Here is a 15,498-nt window from a genome sequence, read left to right as displayed (position 1 = left end):
TCTCGCCACAGTCGCCGCGCATCGCGACTGGTGGCGCGACGCGGTGATCTACCAGGTCTATCCGCGCAGCTTCGCCGACAGCAACGGCGACGGCATGGGCGACCTGGAGGGCGTACGCTCCCGACTCCCGTACCTGCGCGACCTCGGCGTGGACGCCGTGTGGCTCAGCCCCTTCTACGCCTCGCCGCAGGCCGACGCCGGCTACGACGTGGCGGACTACCGGGCCGTCGACCCCATGTTCGGCAACCTGCTGGACGCCGACGCCCTGATCCGCGACGCCCACGGTCTCGGGCTGCGGATCATCGTCGACCTCGTGCCCAACCACTCCTCCGACCAGCACGAGTGGTTCAAGCGCGCGCTGCGCGAGGGCCCCGGCTCCTCGCTGCGCGACCGCTACCACTTCCGTCCCGGCAAGGGCGAGAACGGCGAGCTGCCCCCCAACGACTGGGAGTCCATCTTCGGCGGCCCGGCCTGGACCCGGGTCACCGAGCCCGACGGCACCGCCGGCGAGTGGTACCTGCACCTCTTCGCGCCCGAGCAGCCCGACTTCAACTGGGAGCACCCGGCCGTCGGCGACGAGTTCCGCTCGATCCTGCGGTTCTGGCTGGACATGGGCGTCGACGGGTTCCGCATCGACGTCGCGCACGGCATGGTCAAGGCGGAGGGCCTGCCGGACCTCGGCGACCGCGACCAGCTCAAACTGCTGGGCAACGATGTCATGCCGTTCTTCGACCAGGACGGCGTGCACGAGATCTACCGGCAGTGGCGCACGATCCTCGACGAGTACTCCGGCGAGCGCATCTTCGTCGCCGAGGCGTGGACGCCCACCGTCGAGCGCACCGCGAACTACGTGCGTCCCGACGAGCTGCACCAGGCCTTCAACTTCCAGTACCTGGGCTCCCACTGGGACGCGGAGGAGCTGCGCGCGGTGATCGACCGCACGCTCGACGCGATGCGCCCGGTCGGCGCCCCCTCCACCTGGGTGCTGTCCAACCACGACGTGACCCGGCACGCCACCCGGTTCGCCAACGAGGCCGGCCTCGGCACCCAGATCCGCACCGCGGGCGACCGGGAGCTCGGTCTGCGTCGCGCCCGCGCGGCGAGCCTGCTGATGCTGGCCCTGCCCGGCTCCGCCTACGTGTACCAGGGCGAGGAGCTCGGCCTGCCCGACGTCGTCGACCTGCCGGACGAGGTGCGCCAGGACCCGGCCTACTTCCGGGGTGCCGGACAGGACGGCTTCCGCGACGGCTGCCGGGTGCCGATCCCGTGGACCCGCGCCGGCTCGTCCTACGGCTTCGGCGACGGGGGCAGCTGGCTGCCGCAGCCGGCCGAGTGGGCCGAGCTGAGCGTCGAGGCGCAGACCGGTGTGGCCGGTTCCACCCTGGAGCTGTACCGCGACGCGCTGGCCGTCCGGCGCGAGCGCGCCGACCTCGGCGCGGGCGACTCCGTCACCTGGCTGACCGCTCCGGAGGGCGTCCTCGCCTTCCGCCGCGGCGACTTCGTGTGCACCGCGAACACCGGCTCCAAGGCCGTGACCGTCCCCGCGTACGGCCGGGTGCTCGTCGCCAGCGGCGAGGTGACCGTGTCGCAGGACGGCCAGGCGAAGCTGCCCGCCGACACCACCGTGTGGTGGGCCGTCTGACCCACGCGTGACCTGACCCGCGCGTGAGACGACCCGCGCGGAAGCGGTCCTCCGGTCCTGACCACCGGAGCTCCGCTTCCGCGCGGGCCTTTTTTGTTCCCTGAGCCCCTATTTCCAGGTGTCGCTCACGGAGTACCCGGTGCCCGAGCCGGTCGTGTACGAGCGGTTGTCACCGGATTCCCAGGTCACCGCGCCCGACGCGTCCTTCTTGATGTACTTGTACGCGATCGTGCTGTTCGCCAGTACTGAGACGTCCGTCTGCCCGACCGAGTAGTCGGCCTGCTTCAACGACTCGGCGGACAGGGTGCTCGGTCCTTCGGGGCCGGGATGAATGTCCGCTCCCGCGGAGCGGGTCGAGGGAAGCCGAATTGGCGGCAGGGTGGTTCGGCGTCTCGGGAGAGACGGTGATGAGGCGGACCTCGAGCAGGTGTGGCAACTCGGAGTCGACGGTGGCCGACTGGCTGGTGGCCGGATTGTTCACTCGCGCGGGTGGTGTCGGTCGATGATGTGGGCGGCTGGGGAACGTGTTGGCTAGGTTCGCGGTCATGGCACGGTTTCGGATGTACCCGACGGGCGAGCAGGCGGGCGTGATGCTCGGCCACTGCGCGCACGCCCGGTACGTGTGGAACCTGGCCGTCGAGCAGCACGCGCACTGGTACCGGGGCCGTGGGACGGCGCCCGGTTTTGCCGAGCAGTGCCGCCAGCTCACCGAGGCCCGGCGCGACAACGCATGGCTGCGTGCGGGCAACGCGGACGTTCAGCAGCAGGCCCTGAAGGACTTCGCCCAGGCCAAGAACGCCCGCTTCGCCTCCGGGTTCGGGGAGCCGACCTGGCGCCGGAAGCACGTGCACGAGGGCTTCCGCGTCATCGGCACCGACCGCGTCCCGGAGTTCGAGGCGGACGGCTCACCGAAGCTGAACGCGAAGACCGGAAAGCAGGTCATGGGCCGGTCCGTGGTGGTGCAGAAACTCAACCGCAGGTGGGCGCGGGTGAAGGTGCCCGGCTGCGGCTGGGTCCGCTTCCGGCTCAGCCGCAACGGCAAGGGCTCCCAACTGCCGAAGGCGAAGACGTTCCGTGTCACCTTCCGCAACGGCCGGTGGCACATCGCCTTCGCGGTCGTCCCTGTGCCGGTCGAGGGGCCCGGCACGGGCGAGGTCATCGGCATCGACCGGGGCGTGAAAATCACCGCCGCCCTCTCCGACGGGCGGAACCTGAACTGCCCGCAGCTGACCGTCAGGGAACGTGCCCGGATCCGCAAGCACCAGCGCCGGGCCGCCCGCGCACCCAAGGGCAGCGAGCGCAAGAGCACCGAGTACGCGAGGGCGGCCAGGCTCAGGGCCCGTGAGGCGGACCGGCGCAGGGACTGGTGCGAGAAGACCAGCACGATGCTCGCCCGCGGCTACGACCTGGTGCGGTTCGAGAAACTGAGCATCAAGAACATGACCCGCTCGGCCAGGGGCACCGTGGCAGAGCCCGGCAGGAAGGTCGCGCAGAAGGCCGGGCTGAACCGGGTGATCCTGGCCCAGGGCTGGGGCCTGCTCCGGCAGCGCACCGGGCACAAGGCCCCCGGACGGGTCGAGGACGTCCCTGCCCCCTACACCAGTCTGCGTTGCAGTGTTTGCGGTTGGATCGACAAGAACTCGCGCAAGAGCCAAGCCGAGTTCGTCTGCTCCTCCTGCGGCTTCACCTGCAACGCCGACACCAACGCAGCGAACAATGTCGCGGCAGGACAGGGCGGGATCCCCCGCCCCCGGCGAACAGCCGGTGCCGGAGGGGTGACAACGGCCACCGGCCGCTCGAACACCCGTGAACCCCAACCCGGCCGGGTTGGAATCCCCCTCTTTTCAAGTAGCAAGTAGGGGGAGGATGTCAATCCCACAGGTTGGCGATCACATCACCGTTGGGGACGCCGGTGTCCGTGACCGCCGCGGCCTGCCGGGCGGGCAGTGCGGCCAGTCCGCCGAGCGCCAGGGCGGCGGTCGCCAGCAGGCGGAGGATCCTTCTTCGTCGTAAAGCCATCGGGGATGCGGCTCCTCTCCGGACGGGTCGGCGCGGCCGCGGGGGTGCGGAGCTGACCCATGTGGAGCGTGGGACCGCCCAAGAGGGCGCGTCAATAAGGAAGTTGAAAGTTCTTACGACATCTTGCTGAAACATGATTGCAAGCGGTACGTTCCGATCCCCCCACCCGCACGACGTAGTGCAGGAGTACACACATGGCACGTAAGAAGCTTGCGGCCTCGTTCGCCCTCGTGGCGGGCCTGGCGGTCACGGTGGCCGTTCCCCCCGGTACGGCGGCGGCCTCGCCGCCCGGCACCAAGGACGTCACCGCCGTCATGTTCGAGTGGAAATTCGACTCGGTCGCCAAGGAATGCACCAACACGCTGGGCCCCGCCGGTTACGGCTACGTCCAGGTGTCCCCGCCCGCCGAGCACATACAGGGCTCGCAGTGGTGGACCTCGTACCAGCCCGTGAGTTACAAGATCGCCGGCCGGCTCGGCGACGCCACCGCCTTCAAGAACATGATCAGCACCTGCCACGCGGCCGGTGTGAAGGTCGTGGCGGACACGGTCATCAACCACATGGCCGCCGGTTCCGGCACCGGCACGGGAGGATCTTCGTACACGAAGTACAACTACCCGGGGCTCTACTCGTCCGCCGACATGGACAACTGCACCTCGACAATCAGCGACTACACCAACCGCGCCAACGTCCAGAACTGTGAACTCGTCGGCCTCGCCGACCTGGACACCGGCGAGGACTACGTCCGGTCGGCCATCGCCGGCTACATGAACACCCTGCTCGGCTACGGCGTCGACGGCTTCCGGATCGACGCGGCCAAACACATGCCAGCCGCCGACCTCGCCAACATCAAGTCCCGGCTGAGCAACCCGTCCGTCTACTGGAAGCAGGAGGCCATCTACGGCGCCGGCGAGGCCGTCCAGCCCACCGAGTACACCGGCAACGGCGACGTCCAGGAGTTCCGCTACGCCTACGACCTCAAGCGGGTCTTCAACAACGAGAACCTCGCCTACCTGAAGAACTACGGCGAGGGCTGGGGCTACATGAGCAACTCGGTCGCGGCCGTCTTCGTCGACAACCACGACACCGAGCGCAACGGCTCGACGCTCAACTACAAGGACGGGGCGAACTACACCCTCGCCAACGTCTTCATGCTCGCGTACCCCTACGGCGCCCCCGACATCAATTCCGGCTACGAGTGGTCGAACGCGGACGCCGGACCGCCCAACGGCGGTACTGTCAACGCCTGCTGGCAGGACGGCTGGAAGTGTCAGCACGCCTGGCCGGAGATCAAGTCGATGGTCGCCTTCCGCAACGCCACCCGGGGGCAAGCGCTTTCCAACTGGTGGGACAACGGTAACGACGCCATCGCCTTCGGCCGGGGCAGCAAGGGCTTCGTGGCCATCAACCACGAGTCCTCGTCGCTGAGCCGGACGTACAGCACCTCCCTCGCCGCGGGAACGTACTGCAACGTCCAGAACAACACGAGCATCACGGTGAACAGCTCGGGCCAGTTCACGGCGACGCTGGGCGCCAACACGGCACTCGCGATCTACGCGGGCAAGTCCAGCTGCTGAAAACCCTTTCCGCACGTTGCAAGACTCTTGCTGTAAACCTTGCGTGAGCGATACGGTCACGCGGGCGTTCGGCATCGTGGCCGAAACGCTGCGCGGGGTCGGACCCGAGTACGCCGTAATCGCTAGGAGTTCACGACTGTGGACCTGATACCGAGAGGGCCGGCGAGCCGCTCCAGCCGCCCCAGGCTGCGTGCAGCCGTCCTCGCCGCCGCACTGGCCGTATCGCTTGCGCAACCCCTTGTGGCGCGGGCCCAGACCCCGCCCGCACCGCCGTCGGACGCGAAGCTCGCCGCCGAGCCGTCCCGGCACGACTCCACCCGTGACCAGTTCTACTTCGTCATGCCGGATCGTTTCGCCAATGGCGACACGTCCAACGACAAGGGCGGACTGACCGGCTCCCGGCTGTCGACGGGCTACGACCCCACCGACAAGGGCTTCTACCAGGGCGGTGACCTCAAGGGCCTGACGAAGCGGCTCGACTACATCAAGGGCCTCGGCACCACCGCCATCTGGATGGCGCCGATCTTCAAGAACCAGCCCGTCCAGGGCACCGGCAAGGACGCCTCGGCCGCCTACCACGGCTACTGGATCACCGACTTCACCAAGGTCGACCCGCACTTCGGCACCAACAAGGACCTGGAGACCCTGATCTCCAAGGCCCACGCCAAGGGCATGAAGGTCTTCTTCGACGTCATCACCAACCACACCGCCGACGTCGTCGACTACAAGGAGAAGTCCTACAGCTACCTCTCCAAGGGCGCCTTCCCGTACCTGACCAAGGACGGCCGGCCCTTCGACGACGCGGACTACGCGGACGGCACCAAGGGCTTCCCGTCGGTGGACGCCGACTCCTTCCCCCGCACGCCGACCGTTCCGGCCGCGAAGAAGGACGTCAAGGTCCCGTCGTGGCTCAACGACACGACCATGTACACCAACCGCGGTGACTCCACCTACGCCGGCGAGTCCACCACCTACGGCGACTTCTCCGGCCTCGACGACCTGTGGACCGAGCGTCCCGAGGTCGTCAGCGGCATGGAGAAGATCTACGAGCGCTGGGTCCGTGACTTCGGCATCGACGGCTTCCGCATCGACACCGTCAAGCACGTGAACATGGAGTTCTGGACGCAGTGGGCGACCGCCCTCGACGCGTACGCGGCCCAGCACGGACGCAAGAACTTCTTCATGTTCGGCGAGGTCTACTCCGCCGACACCTCGATCACCTCGCCCTACGTCACCCAGGGCCGGCTCGACGCCACGCTCGACTTCCCGTTCCAGGACGCGGCCCGCTCCTACGCCTCCCAGGGCGGCAGCGCGCAGAAGCTCGCCTCCCTGTTCGCGGACGACTACAAGTACACGACCGACAAGGCCAACGCCTACGAGCAGGTCACCTTCCTCGGCAACCACGACATGGGCCGCATCGGGTACTTCCTGGACCAGGACAACCCCAAGGCGACCGACGCCGAGCTGCTGAAGAAGGACAAGCTCGCCAACGAGCTGATGTTCCTCGGCCGCGGCAACCCCGTCGTCTACTACGGCGACGAGCAGGGCTTCACCGGCTCCGGCGGCGACAAGGACGCCCGTCAGCCGATGTTCGCCTCCAAGATCGCGGACTACCTCGACGACGACGAGATCGGCACCGACCGCACGGCCGCGAGCGACGCGTACGACACGAAGGCGCCGCTCTACAGGACCATCAGCACCCTGTCCAAGCTCCGCAAGGACAACCCGGCCCTCGCCGACGGCGTCCAGACGGAGCGCTACGCCGCGGACGGCGCGGGCGTGTACGCCTTCTCCCGCACGGACGCGAAGACCGGCACCGAGTACGTGGTCGCCGTGAACAACGCCGACGAGGCGAAGTCGGCCACGTTCGCGACCGGCTCGGCGGACATGACCTTCCGGGCCGTGTACGGAACGTCGGCCTCGGTGAAGAGCGACGGCGACAAGAAGGTCACCGTCACCGTCCCGGCCGGTTCGGCGATCGTCCTCAAGGCCGCGGGCAAGCTCGCCGCCCCCGCGACCAAGCCCACGCTGACGCTGAAGGCCCCCGCCGCGGGCGCCACCGGCACCGTCGAACTCTCGGCGGACGTCACCGGCGGACAGCTCGACCGGGTCGTCTTCGCCGCCCAGACGGGCAACGGCAAGTGGCGCACCCTCGGCTCCGCCGACCACGCCCCGTACAAGGTCACGCAGGCCATCGGCAAGGACGTACCGGCCGGAACCGCCCTGCGCTACAAGGCCGTCGTCGTCGACTCGGCCGGACGCACCGCGAGCGCCACTGCGGAGTCCACCACCGGCAGCGCGCCCGCCGCGGAGGTCCCGACGGCCTCCTCGCGCGACTACGCGGTCGTCCACTACAAGCGCGCCGACGGCGACTACACCGACTGGCGCCTGTACGCCTGGGGCGACATCGCCGACGGCGAGTCCACCCCCTGGCCGGCCGGTCACGACTTCATCGGCCGGGACGCCTACGGCGCCTTCGCCTACGTGAAGCTGAAGCCCGGAGCCTCGAGCGTCGGCTTCCTCGTCATCGACAAGGACGGCAACAAGGACGTCGCGAGCGACCGCACCATCGACGTCACCAAGACCGGCGAGGTCTGGGTCGAGCAGGGCAAGGACACCGTCCTCACCGAGCAGCCCGACCTGCCCGCCCAGGACAAGACCAAGGCCGTCATCCACTACCACCGCGCCGACGGCGACTACACCGGCTGGGGCCTGCACACCTGGACCGGGGCCGCGACGCCCACGGACTGGACGAAGCCCCTGGAGCCGGTGCGCACCGACGCCTACGGCGCCGTCTTCGAGGTGCCGCTCGCCGAGGGCGCCGGCAGCCTCAGCTACATCCTCCACAAGGGCGACGACAAGGACCTGCCCACCGACCAGTCGCTGGACCTCACGGCGAACGGCCACGAGGTGTGGCTGCTCGGCGGCCAGGAGAAGTACCTGCTGCCGCAGCCCAAGGGCAGCGCGGCCGCGCTCGACCTGACCACCTCCAAGGCGATCTGGATCGACCGCTACACCGTCGCCTGGAACGGCTCCGACGCCGCCGTCTCCACCCAGCTCCTCTCCTCCCGCGACGGCTCGATCGCCGTCAAGGACGGCGGGCTGACCAGCGACGACGAGCGCTGGCTGCGGCTGGAGAAGACCACCCTCACCGACGCCCAGAAGGCGAAGTTCCCCCACCTGAAGGCGTACACCGCCTGGACCGTCGACCCGCGCGACCGCGACCGGGTGCGCTCCGCGCTCGGCGGCCAGCTCGTCGCCTCGCAGCGGGCCGCGAACGGCGCCGTGCTCGCGGCGACCGGCGTGCAGATCGCCGGCGCCCTCGACGCCCTGTATCCCGCGACGAAGGCGCACCTCGGGCCGGTCTTCCACGACGGTGTCCCCACCCTCTCGGTGTGGGCCCCCACCGCCCAGTCGGTCGCGCTCGACCTCGACGGGTCCACCGTCGCGATGAAGCGCGACCCCGCCACCGGCGTCTGGTCCGTCACCGGCAAGAAGTCCTGGACGGGCAAGCCCTACCGCTACGTCGTGAAGGTGTGGGCCCCCACCGTCCGGAAGGTCGTCACCAACAAGGTCACCGATCCGTACTCCCTCGCCCTGACCACCGACTCCAAGCGGAGCCTGGTCGTCGACCTCGGCGCCAAGTCCCTCGCCCCGTCCGGCTGGTCGGCGCTCAAGAAGCCCAAGGCCGTGCCGCTGCGGGACGCGCAGATCCAGGAACTGCACATCCGTGACTTCTCGGTGGCGGACAAGACCGTCCCCGCGAAGGACCAGGGCACCTACCTCGCCTTCACCGACAAGAACAGCGACGGCTCCAAGCACCTGAAGGCACTGGCCAAGTCCGGCACCTCGTACGTGCACCTGCTGCCCGCGTTCGACATCGCCACCATCCCCGAGAAGAAGGCGGACCGGCAGAGCACCGACTGCGACCTGCCCTCCTACGCCGCCGACTCCGAGAAGCAGCAGGAGTGCGTGGCGAAGACCGCCGCCAAGGACGCCTACAACTGGGGATACGACCCGTACCACTACACGGTCCCCGAGGGCTCCTACGCCACCGACCCCGAGGGCACCGGCCGCACGGTCGAGTTCCGCAAGATGGTCAAGTCGCTGAACGAGGACGGCCTCAGGGTCGTCATGGACGTGGTCTACAACCACACCGCGGCCAGCGGCCAGGCCGACACCAGCGTCCTCGACAAGGTCGTCCCCGGCTACTACCAGCGGCTCCTCGCCGACGGCAGCGTCGCCAACTCCACCTGCTGCTCCAACACGGCGACCGAGAACGCCATGATGGGCAAGCTGGTCGTCGACTCGATCGTCACCTGGGCCAAGGAGTACAAGGTCGACGGCTTCCGCTTCGACCTCATGGGACACCAGCCCAAGGCCAACATCCTCGCGGTCAGGAAGGCCCTCGACGGCCTCACCGTCGCCAAGGACGGCGTCGACGGCAAGAAGATCATCCTGTACGGCGAGGGCTGGAACTTCGGCGAGGTCGCCGACGACGCCCGCTTCGTCCAGGCCACCCAGAAGAACATGGCCGGGACGGGCGTCGCGACCTTCTCCGACCGCGCCCGTGACGCCGTCCGCGGCGGGGGCCCCTTCGACTCCGACCCCGGGGTCCAGGGCTTCGGCTCGGGCCTGTACACCGACCCCAACTCCTCCACCGCCAACGGCACCCCGGCCGAGCAGAAGGCCCGCCTGCTGCACTACCAGGACCTGATCAAGGTCGGTCTGTCCGGCGACCTGGCGGCCTACCGCTTCACCGACACCTCGGGCAAGGAGGTCAAGGGCTCCGAGGTCGACTACAACGGCCAGCCCGCGGGCTACGCGGCCGCGCCCGGCGACGCGCTCGCCTACGCCGACGCGCACGACAACGAGTCGCTCTACGACGCGCTGACGTACAAGCTGCCCGCGTCGACGAGCGCCGCCGACCGGTCCCGGATGCAGGTCCTGGCGATGGCGACGGCCACCCTCTCGCAGGGTCCGTCCCTCTCCCAGGCCGGCTCCGACCTGCTGCGCTCCAAGTCGCTGGACCGCAACTCCTTCGACAGCGGCGACTGGTTCAACGCGATCCACTGGAACTGCCAGGACGGCAACGGCTTCGGGCGCGGGCTGCCGATGGCCGCCGACAACACCTCGAAGTGGCCGTTCGCCAAGCCGCTGCTGACCTCCGTCAAGGTGGGCTGCGAGCAGATCGACGGCGCCTCGGCCGCCTTCCAGGACCTGCAGCGGATCCGTACGGGCGAGAAGGTCTTCTCGCTCTCCACGGCCGCCCAGGTGCAGTCGCAGCTCTCCTTCCCGCTGTCGGGCAAGGACGAGACCCCCGGAGTGATCACCGCCCGCCTCGGCGACCTGGTGATCGTCTTCAACGCGACCCCGGAGAAGCAGGAGCAGACCGTCGGCTCCCTCGCCGGTACCGGGTACAGGCTGCACCCGGTGCAGGCGTCGGGCGCGGACGCGGTCGTCAAGTCCTCGTCCTACGCGAAGGACACGGGCGCGTTCACCGTTCCGGCCCGCACGGTGGCGGTGTTCACCAGGACCCCGTGACCACGGCCTGAACCCGTGACGGAGTCCTGACCCGGTGGGGGCGGCTCCGGAACACCCGAGCACGACGGGTGTCCGGAGCCGTCCCCGCCTCCCGTTCCCGAGGGGTGGGACGTTCACCCGCACGCCCCTTCCGCCCCGCCGGGCGGCGGTTAGGGTGACCGGGAGAGACCCCCGGAACAGGAGCACCCATGCCGCAGATCACCGTCGAGTTCTCCCCGGCGCTCGACCACGTCGACTGGCGGGCGTTCGCGCTCGCGCTGCACCCCGTGGTCGTCGAGACGGCCGCCGCCCGGCTGGAGGCGTGCAAGACGCGCACCCTGCGGACCACGGACGAGGTCGTGGGCGACGTGGTGGGGGGCGACACGGGCCCGGCCATCGTGAACGTCACGCTCGCGCTGCTCGCGGGCCGCAGCGACGAGACCAGGGCGAGGCTGTCCGAGGCCACGCTGGAACTGCTGCGCAAGCACATCGAGCCCGTCGACGGTGTCACGCTGCACGTCTCGGCCGAGGTGCGCGACCTCGACCCGTCCTACCGGAAGTTCGAGGAGTAGCCCGCGCGGTTCACGGCCCCGGCGGTGGAGCGGCCCGCACCTCCGGCGGCGGAGCGCGACCCACCCGTTCCCGGGCCCGTCCGCACCGCCCCGCCTAGGCCGTCGGCGGCTCGGCGAGGGCGAGCAGCCGGACGACGAGGTCGGTGAACGGTCCGTCGCCCGGTTCGCCCCGAAGTCCCTTGCGCAGCAGACCGGCGACCTCCGGGTCGTAGGCGGCCGCCACGGCCGACAGGGCCGCGAAGTCGTGCACGAGCTGCACCTCCAGCTCACCGCGCTCGATCCGCCGTCCGTCCAGCCAGATCAGCGCCGTCGACTCGACGAGCGAGATCCAGGAGCGGACCACCAGCTCCAGCCGGGCGGGCGGGTCCTCGACGTCCAGATGCGACAGGATCTGGACGTAGGCCGCCTGCCGTACGGCGTCCACGAGCGCGTTGGTGGTCGACGAACCGACGGCCGGGCCGCCCCGCATCAACGCGGCGAAACCGGGCCCGTGGTCGTCCACGAAGTCGAAGAACCGGCGCATCACGCGCAGCAGCCGCGCGCCCAGCGGCCCCTCGCGAGGCTCCACGAAGCGGCCCGCGAGGTCGTCGGAGGCGCGCTGCAACGCCGCTTCGTACAGGCTGAGTTTGCCCGGGAAGTAGTGGTACACCAGTGGCCGCGAGATGCCCGCGGCCGAGGCTATCTCGTCGATGGAGACCTCGTCGGGCGAGCGTCGACTGAACAGTTCGAGGGCGACGCCGATCAACTGCTGCCGTCGTTCCTCGACACCCATCCTGCGGCGTACCCCGGTTGTCATGCGGACACCTTACCGACCGGAACCGGACCGGAACGGGCCGACCGGGGCGGCGGATGTTCACAGGTCCGGCACGGTTCGCCCACTCCTCGTCCGCGAAACGTGGATCGCGGTCGAGCGGTCGGCGACGCGTCCCGGCGGCCCGTGCCGGGAACGCGCCGCCGGGAACACGCGGTGGTGTTCAGCGCAGCCCGGTGACGTCCCGGCCGTTCGTCAGGGTTCCCTCCAGCTCGGCCCGCGCCCCCTGCCGCGCCCGCACGACGAGCAGGGGGCCCGTCGCGGAGCCGCGCACCCCGCCGGTCGCCTCGACCGACGCCGTGTCCTTGTCGCCGGCCGCGAGGAGGTACCACGCCCCCGCACCCGACTTCCACAGCACGCCGGCCAGCACGTGCGGGTCGCGGGAGCCGCACGCCGGGGAGTCCCCGGCCTTCGCGACGACCGCCCCGTACGTCCCGCCCGGGGTGCGGAACTGGGCCAGCGCCCGGGTGCCGCCGCCCCGCCAGGTGTCGGCACGCGTACACACCCAGGCGGCCGGTCCGCTCCCGTCGGGCAGCGGCTGGCGCGCGTACTGCCAGGTGTTCACGGTCCGCACGCCCCCCGAGCGCATGGAGCCCAGCGAGCACGCGAACGGCGCCCACTCCCGCAGGCCCTGGGCTCCCGCCGCCTCCCGGGGCGCGGTCGGCCGGCCCGTGGTGAGACGGGCCGGGACCAGCTCGCCGAGGTCGGTCAGCAGACGGGTGCCCGAGGCGTCCTCGACCTGGAGGACGTTCCACGACGTGCACGTGCCCGTCCGCGGCGGTCCGGCCAGCGGGGAGGTGGAGCCGTCCGCGGACAGGGCGAGGTCCATCGCCCCGGCGGAGGGCTTCAGCAGGTCGCGCTCGGCGGCCCCGGTCACCCAGGGCGCGGTCAGATAGCGGACGTTGCCGTCGGCCCGGCCCAGCACCACGGCGCTCGCCTCCGCGCGGCCCGCCCCGTCGACCCGGGCGAAGTCGAGGGCCGCGCCGCCCGTGCCGTCCTTCGGCTCGGCGTAGCGCGCGATGCGCAGACCGTCGTAGAGGAGCACCACGCGCGCCTGGTCGACATCGCCCGCGTACAGCAGCTGGGGCGGGCCGGGCGGAGCGCCCGAGGGCGTGCCGGGTGTCGCCGAGACCTGGACGGACTCGCCGGGCCGGGCCCAGACGGCGAGCGCGCGGCGCAGCAGCGCGCCGTCGCCGACGAGGCCGCCGCGCGCGGGCCACACGGAGAAGTCGGTGCGCGCGGAGGACTTCCAGGCCGTGGGCGCCACCCGCTCCAGCCGGGCCGGGTCGAGCGCGGCCTCGGCGGCCGGGTTCCGCGCGTAGGAGGGGGCCGCCGCGCCGTCCGGGCCCCAGCCGTCGCCCGGCAGCGCGAGCAGCGCGCCGCACACGGCCAGGGCGGCGGTGGCGGCGAGCGCGGCCTTGGTGTGCCGCCTGCGCCGCATCAGATCGGTGGGCCGGGCCTGCAACGAGCAGGGGTCGAACCCGGGGGAGTCGAGCAGCGCGTCCCGTGCCTCGACGCCCGAGGCCTCCCTCAGCGCCGCGGCCGGGTCCTCGACCCCCGCGGCCGTCAGCACCCTGCGCAGCGGAGCGTCGGCCAGCTTCTCCAGACCGCGCAGCACGTACGCGGCGCGGGCCGGTCCCGAGAGCGCGGACAGCCGTTGGTCCAGGGCGAGTTCGTCGGCGCCGCCCGAGCGCGGGAAGAGCCGCAGGCCCCACACCTGGGGGAGGACCGGTGGCAGCTGGGACCGTCTGGGCCAGGCCCGCCGCCTCAGCGGCAGCCCCGCCTCCAGTGCCGTACGCACCACCTGGAGACGTACGAAGGCGTAGCCCGGGTCACCGTCGCCGTCGCCGCTCTGCTGGGCGGGGATCACCGACGCGTCGCCCGCCGCCCGGCCCCGCGGCAGGGCGCGCTGGGTGAGGGCGTGCGCGGTCAGCACCCTCCGATTGCGGCCGAGGCCCGGCGGAAGCATCAGATAGGCGAGGCGGACCAGCCGTGGGTAGTGCTCGACGAGAGCGGCCTCGGCCTGCTCGACGTCGACGACGGCTCCGGAGGAGGGCGCGGGGCGCGGGGCTACATCCTGTGACTGCACGTTCAGCAGAACGAGCGAATCGATGGATGGTCACCGGCCCCGCCGGGCACTCAGTCCGCCGCGGGGCCGGGTTCCACGAGCAGGCGCGCGTAGTTCGCCATGGACCGCTGGTAGCGCGGCAGGTGGGGGGCCAGCGCGCCGATCACCAGGGCCAGGCCCTCGCGTTCGCGGCCGAGGTCGGCGAGGCACAGTGCCAGACAGGCCCGTACCGCGTCGTCCAGCTCGTCCGAGGGGGCGACCAGCTCGGGGGTCAGGAGCTTGACACCCTCGTCCGCCTGTCCGATGTTCCGCAGCGAACTGGAGAGCTGGATCCTCGCCCGGCGGCCCTTGTACCCGCTCAGACCGCGGGCCAGTGCCTCGCGGTACAGGGGCACGGCCTTGTCGGAGTGGCCCGTCGAGTCCCAGGCGCAGGCCTGCTCGAAGGGGCCGAGGGGGCTGTCCGCGGGCAGTTCGGCGACCAGCGCGTCGATCACCGCCCGGAAGTCCGCCGCCCGCTCCTCCTCGTAGTCGTCGAAGCCGGCCCAGGCCGCCGCCGTACGCTCTTCCCAGTCTTCGTTCACGGGTGCCACCCTCGCACAGCCGTGTCCCCGGCGGTACCGGGTTCCCGTCCGCGACGGGGGCGGATTGAGCGCCGGGCGGCCCGGAGCCGTATCGAAGGCAGAGCCCTCGCCGGGGCTCTTCTCGGCGTGGACGCCGACAGGTACCGGAGGAACGTATGAGGTTGACACGCGGGACGCTCGCGGCCGGGGCGGCCGTGGCCGCGCTGCTGGCACTGACCGGCTGCGGCGGATCGGACGACAAGGGCGCGGCGGTGAAGGAGACCGTCCCGCCCACGGCGACCGGCAGTCTGGAGGAGCTGGCCGCCGAGGTGAAGTGCAAGCCGAGCATCCAGACCGACGCGGACGAGATCCGGCAGGGCGTCTGCAAGATCAGCACCGGCAAGTTCATCCTGGCGACCTTCGCCACCGACCGCGGCCAGCGCGACTGGCTCGACGGGGCCAAGGACTACGGCGGCTCGTACCTCGTGGGCGCCAAGTGGGTCGCCGTCGGGGACCAGAAGATGGTCACGACGCTGCGCGGCAAGCTGGGCGGGACCCTGGAGCAGGGGGCCTCGCACCACGCGGGAGGAAGCGGTGGAACCGGGGCCGGTCACTCCGGTCACCACGGCGGCTGACCGCGCGGGCTCCGGGAGGAGCGGGCAGGACGATCCGGAAAGAGCCGGGAAGGACGAGAAGGCCGGTGGCGGGAGATCCCGCCACCGGCCT

Annotated in this window: 10 protein-coding genes and 1 pseudogene; 6 read left to right on the top strand and 5 right to left on the bottom strand. The window is 70.8% G+C overall.

Translation table 11 applies throughout. The annotated features are described in order from the left end of the window. Positions 1 to 1,642, top strand: a 1,642-nt coding sequence (locus CW362_RS39690; protein WP_103554450.1) for a glycoside hydrolase family 13 protein, incomplete at its 5' end; no start/stop codon positions are given. Between the two features lie 108 nt (positions 1,643 to 1,750). On the opposite strand, the gene CW362_RS45095 is transcribed toward CW362_RS39690, so the two are convergent. Continuing rightward, a complete protein-coding gene (locus tag CW362_RS45095) occupies positions 1,751 to 1,930 on the bottom strand; it encodes a carbohydrate-binding module family 20 domain-containing protein (RefSeq protein ID WP_240658297.1) in 180 nt (59 codons plus the stop codon). 257 nt (positions 1,931 to 2,187) lie between these two features. Here CW362_RS45095 and CW362_RS39680 point away from each other — a divergent pair, with 257 nt between their 5' ends. Continuing rightward, positions 2,188 to 3,501 (top strand): RNA-guided endonuclease InsQ/TnpB family protein, encoded by a 1,314-nt coding sequence (locus CW362_RS39680; protein WP_103554449.1) that lies wholly within the window; start codon positions 2,188 to 2,190, stop codon positions 3,499 to 3,501. A gap of 10 nt (positions 3,502 to 3,511) precedes the next feature. On the opposite strand, the gene CW362_RS43615 is transcribed toward CW362_RS39680, so the two are convergent. Continuing rightward, positions 3,512 to 3,661: a hypothetical protein gene (locus tag CW362_RS43615; protein WP_162684389.1), complete on the bottom strand. Its 150-nt coding sequence runs from the start codon at positions 3,659 to 3,661 to the stop codon at positions 3,512 to 3,514. A 194-nt stretch (positions 3,662 to 3,855) separates the two neighbouring features. Here CW362_RS43615 and CW362_RS39675 point away from each other — a divergent pair, with 194 nt between their 5' ends. From CW362_RS39675 to CW362_RS39665, 3 genes are all read left to right on the top strand, one after another. Continuing rightward, positions 3,856 to 5,238 carry an alpha-amylase gene (locus CW362_RS39675; RefSeq protein WP_103554448.1) on the top strand — a complete coding sequence of 461 codons (1,383 nt, stop codon included), beginning with the start codon at positions 3,856 to 3,858 and terminating at the stop codon, positions 5,236 to 5,238. 144 nt (positions 5,239 to 5,382) lie between these two features. Continuing rightward, entirely contained in the window at positions 5,383 to 10,782 is a 5,400-nt protein-coding gene (gene pulA, locus CW362_RS39670; protein WP_103554451.1) for a pullulanase-type alpha-1,6-glucosidase, read from the top strand. 188 nt (positions 10,783 to 10,970) lie between these two features. Then, on the top strand, positions 10,971 to 11,333 hold the full coding sequence (locus CW362_RS39665; RefSeq protein ID WP_103554447.1) for a 5-carboxymethyl-2-hydroxymuconate Delta-isomerase: 363 nt from the start codon (positions 10,971 to 10,973) through the stop codon (positions 11,331 to 11,333). 94 nt (positions 11,334 to 11,427) lie between these two features. On the opposite strand, the gene CW362_RS39660 is transcribed toward CW362_RS39665, so the two are convergent. The 3 genes and pseudogenes from CW362_RS39660 to CW362_RS39650 form a co-directional block, all read right to left on the bottom strand. Continuing rightward, entirely contained in the window at positions 11,428 to 12,129 is a 702-nt protein-coding gene (locus CW362_RS39660; RefSeq protein WP_103554446.1) for a TetR/AcrR family transcriptional regulator, read from the bottom strand. Positions 12,130 to 12,307: 178 nt separating this feature from the next. Then, positions 12,308 to 14,233 carry a hypothetical protein gene (locus tag CW362_RS39655; RefSeq protein WP_103554445.1) on the bottom strand — a complete coding sequence of 642 codons (1,926 nt, stop codon included), beginning with the start codon at positions 14,231 to 14,233 and terminating at the stop codon, positions 12,308 to 12,310. A 50-nt stretch (positions 14,234 to 14,283) separates the two neighbouring features. After that, positions 14,284 to 14,812 (bottom strand): annotated as a pseudogene (locus tag CW362_RS39650) (tetratricopeptide repeat protein). Positions 14,813 to 14,948: 136 nt separating this feature from the next. Between CW362_RS39650 and CW362_RS39645 the strand changes: the two are divergent. After that, the gene (locus CW362_RS39645) at positions 14,949 to 15,407 is read left to right on the top strand and encodes a hypothetical protein (protein WP_103554443.1); all 459 of its coding nucleotides are present in this window, start codon (positions 14,949 to 14,951) and stop codon (positions 15,405 to 15,407) included. The last annotated feature ends 91 nt before the right edge of the window (positions 15,408 to 15,498 follow it).

Source organism: Streptomyces populi (assembly GCF_002911015.1).
Classification (GTDB): Bacteria; Actinomycetota; Actinomycetes; order Streptomycetales; family Streptomycetaceae; genus Streptomyces; species Streptomyces populi.
This window is presented reverse-complemented; position numbering and strand designations above follow the sequence as displayed.

Coding starts and splice junctions, on each gene's coding strand:
- CW362_RS39680 (WP_103554449.1), top strand. CDS start 2,188: ATGGCACGGTTTCGGATGTACCCGACGGGCGAGCAGGCGGGCGTGATG.
- CW362_RS43615 (WP_162684389.1), bottom strand. CDS start 3,661: ATGGCTTTACGACGAAGAAGGATCCTCCGCCTGCTGGCGACCGCCGCC.
- CW362_RS39675 (WP_103554448.1), top strand. CDS start 3,856: ATGGCACGTAAGAAGCTTGCGGCCTCGTTCGCCCTCGTGGCGGGCCTG.
- CW362_RS39665 (WP_103554447.1), top strand. CDS start 10,971: ATGCCGCAGATCACCGTCGAGTTCTCCCCGGCGCTCGACCACGTCGAC.
- CW362_RS39660 (WP_103554446.1), bottom strand. CDS start 12,129: ATGACAACCGGGGTACGCCGCAGGATGGGTGTCGAGGAACGACGGCAG.
- CW362_RS39645 (WP_103554443.1), top strand. CDS start 14,949: ATGAGGTTGACACGCGGGACGCTCGCGGCCGGGGCGGCCGTGGCCGCG.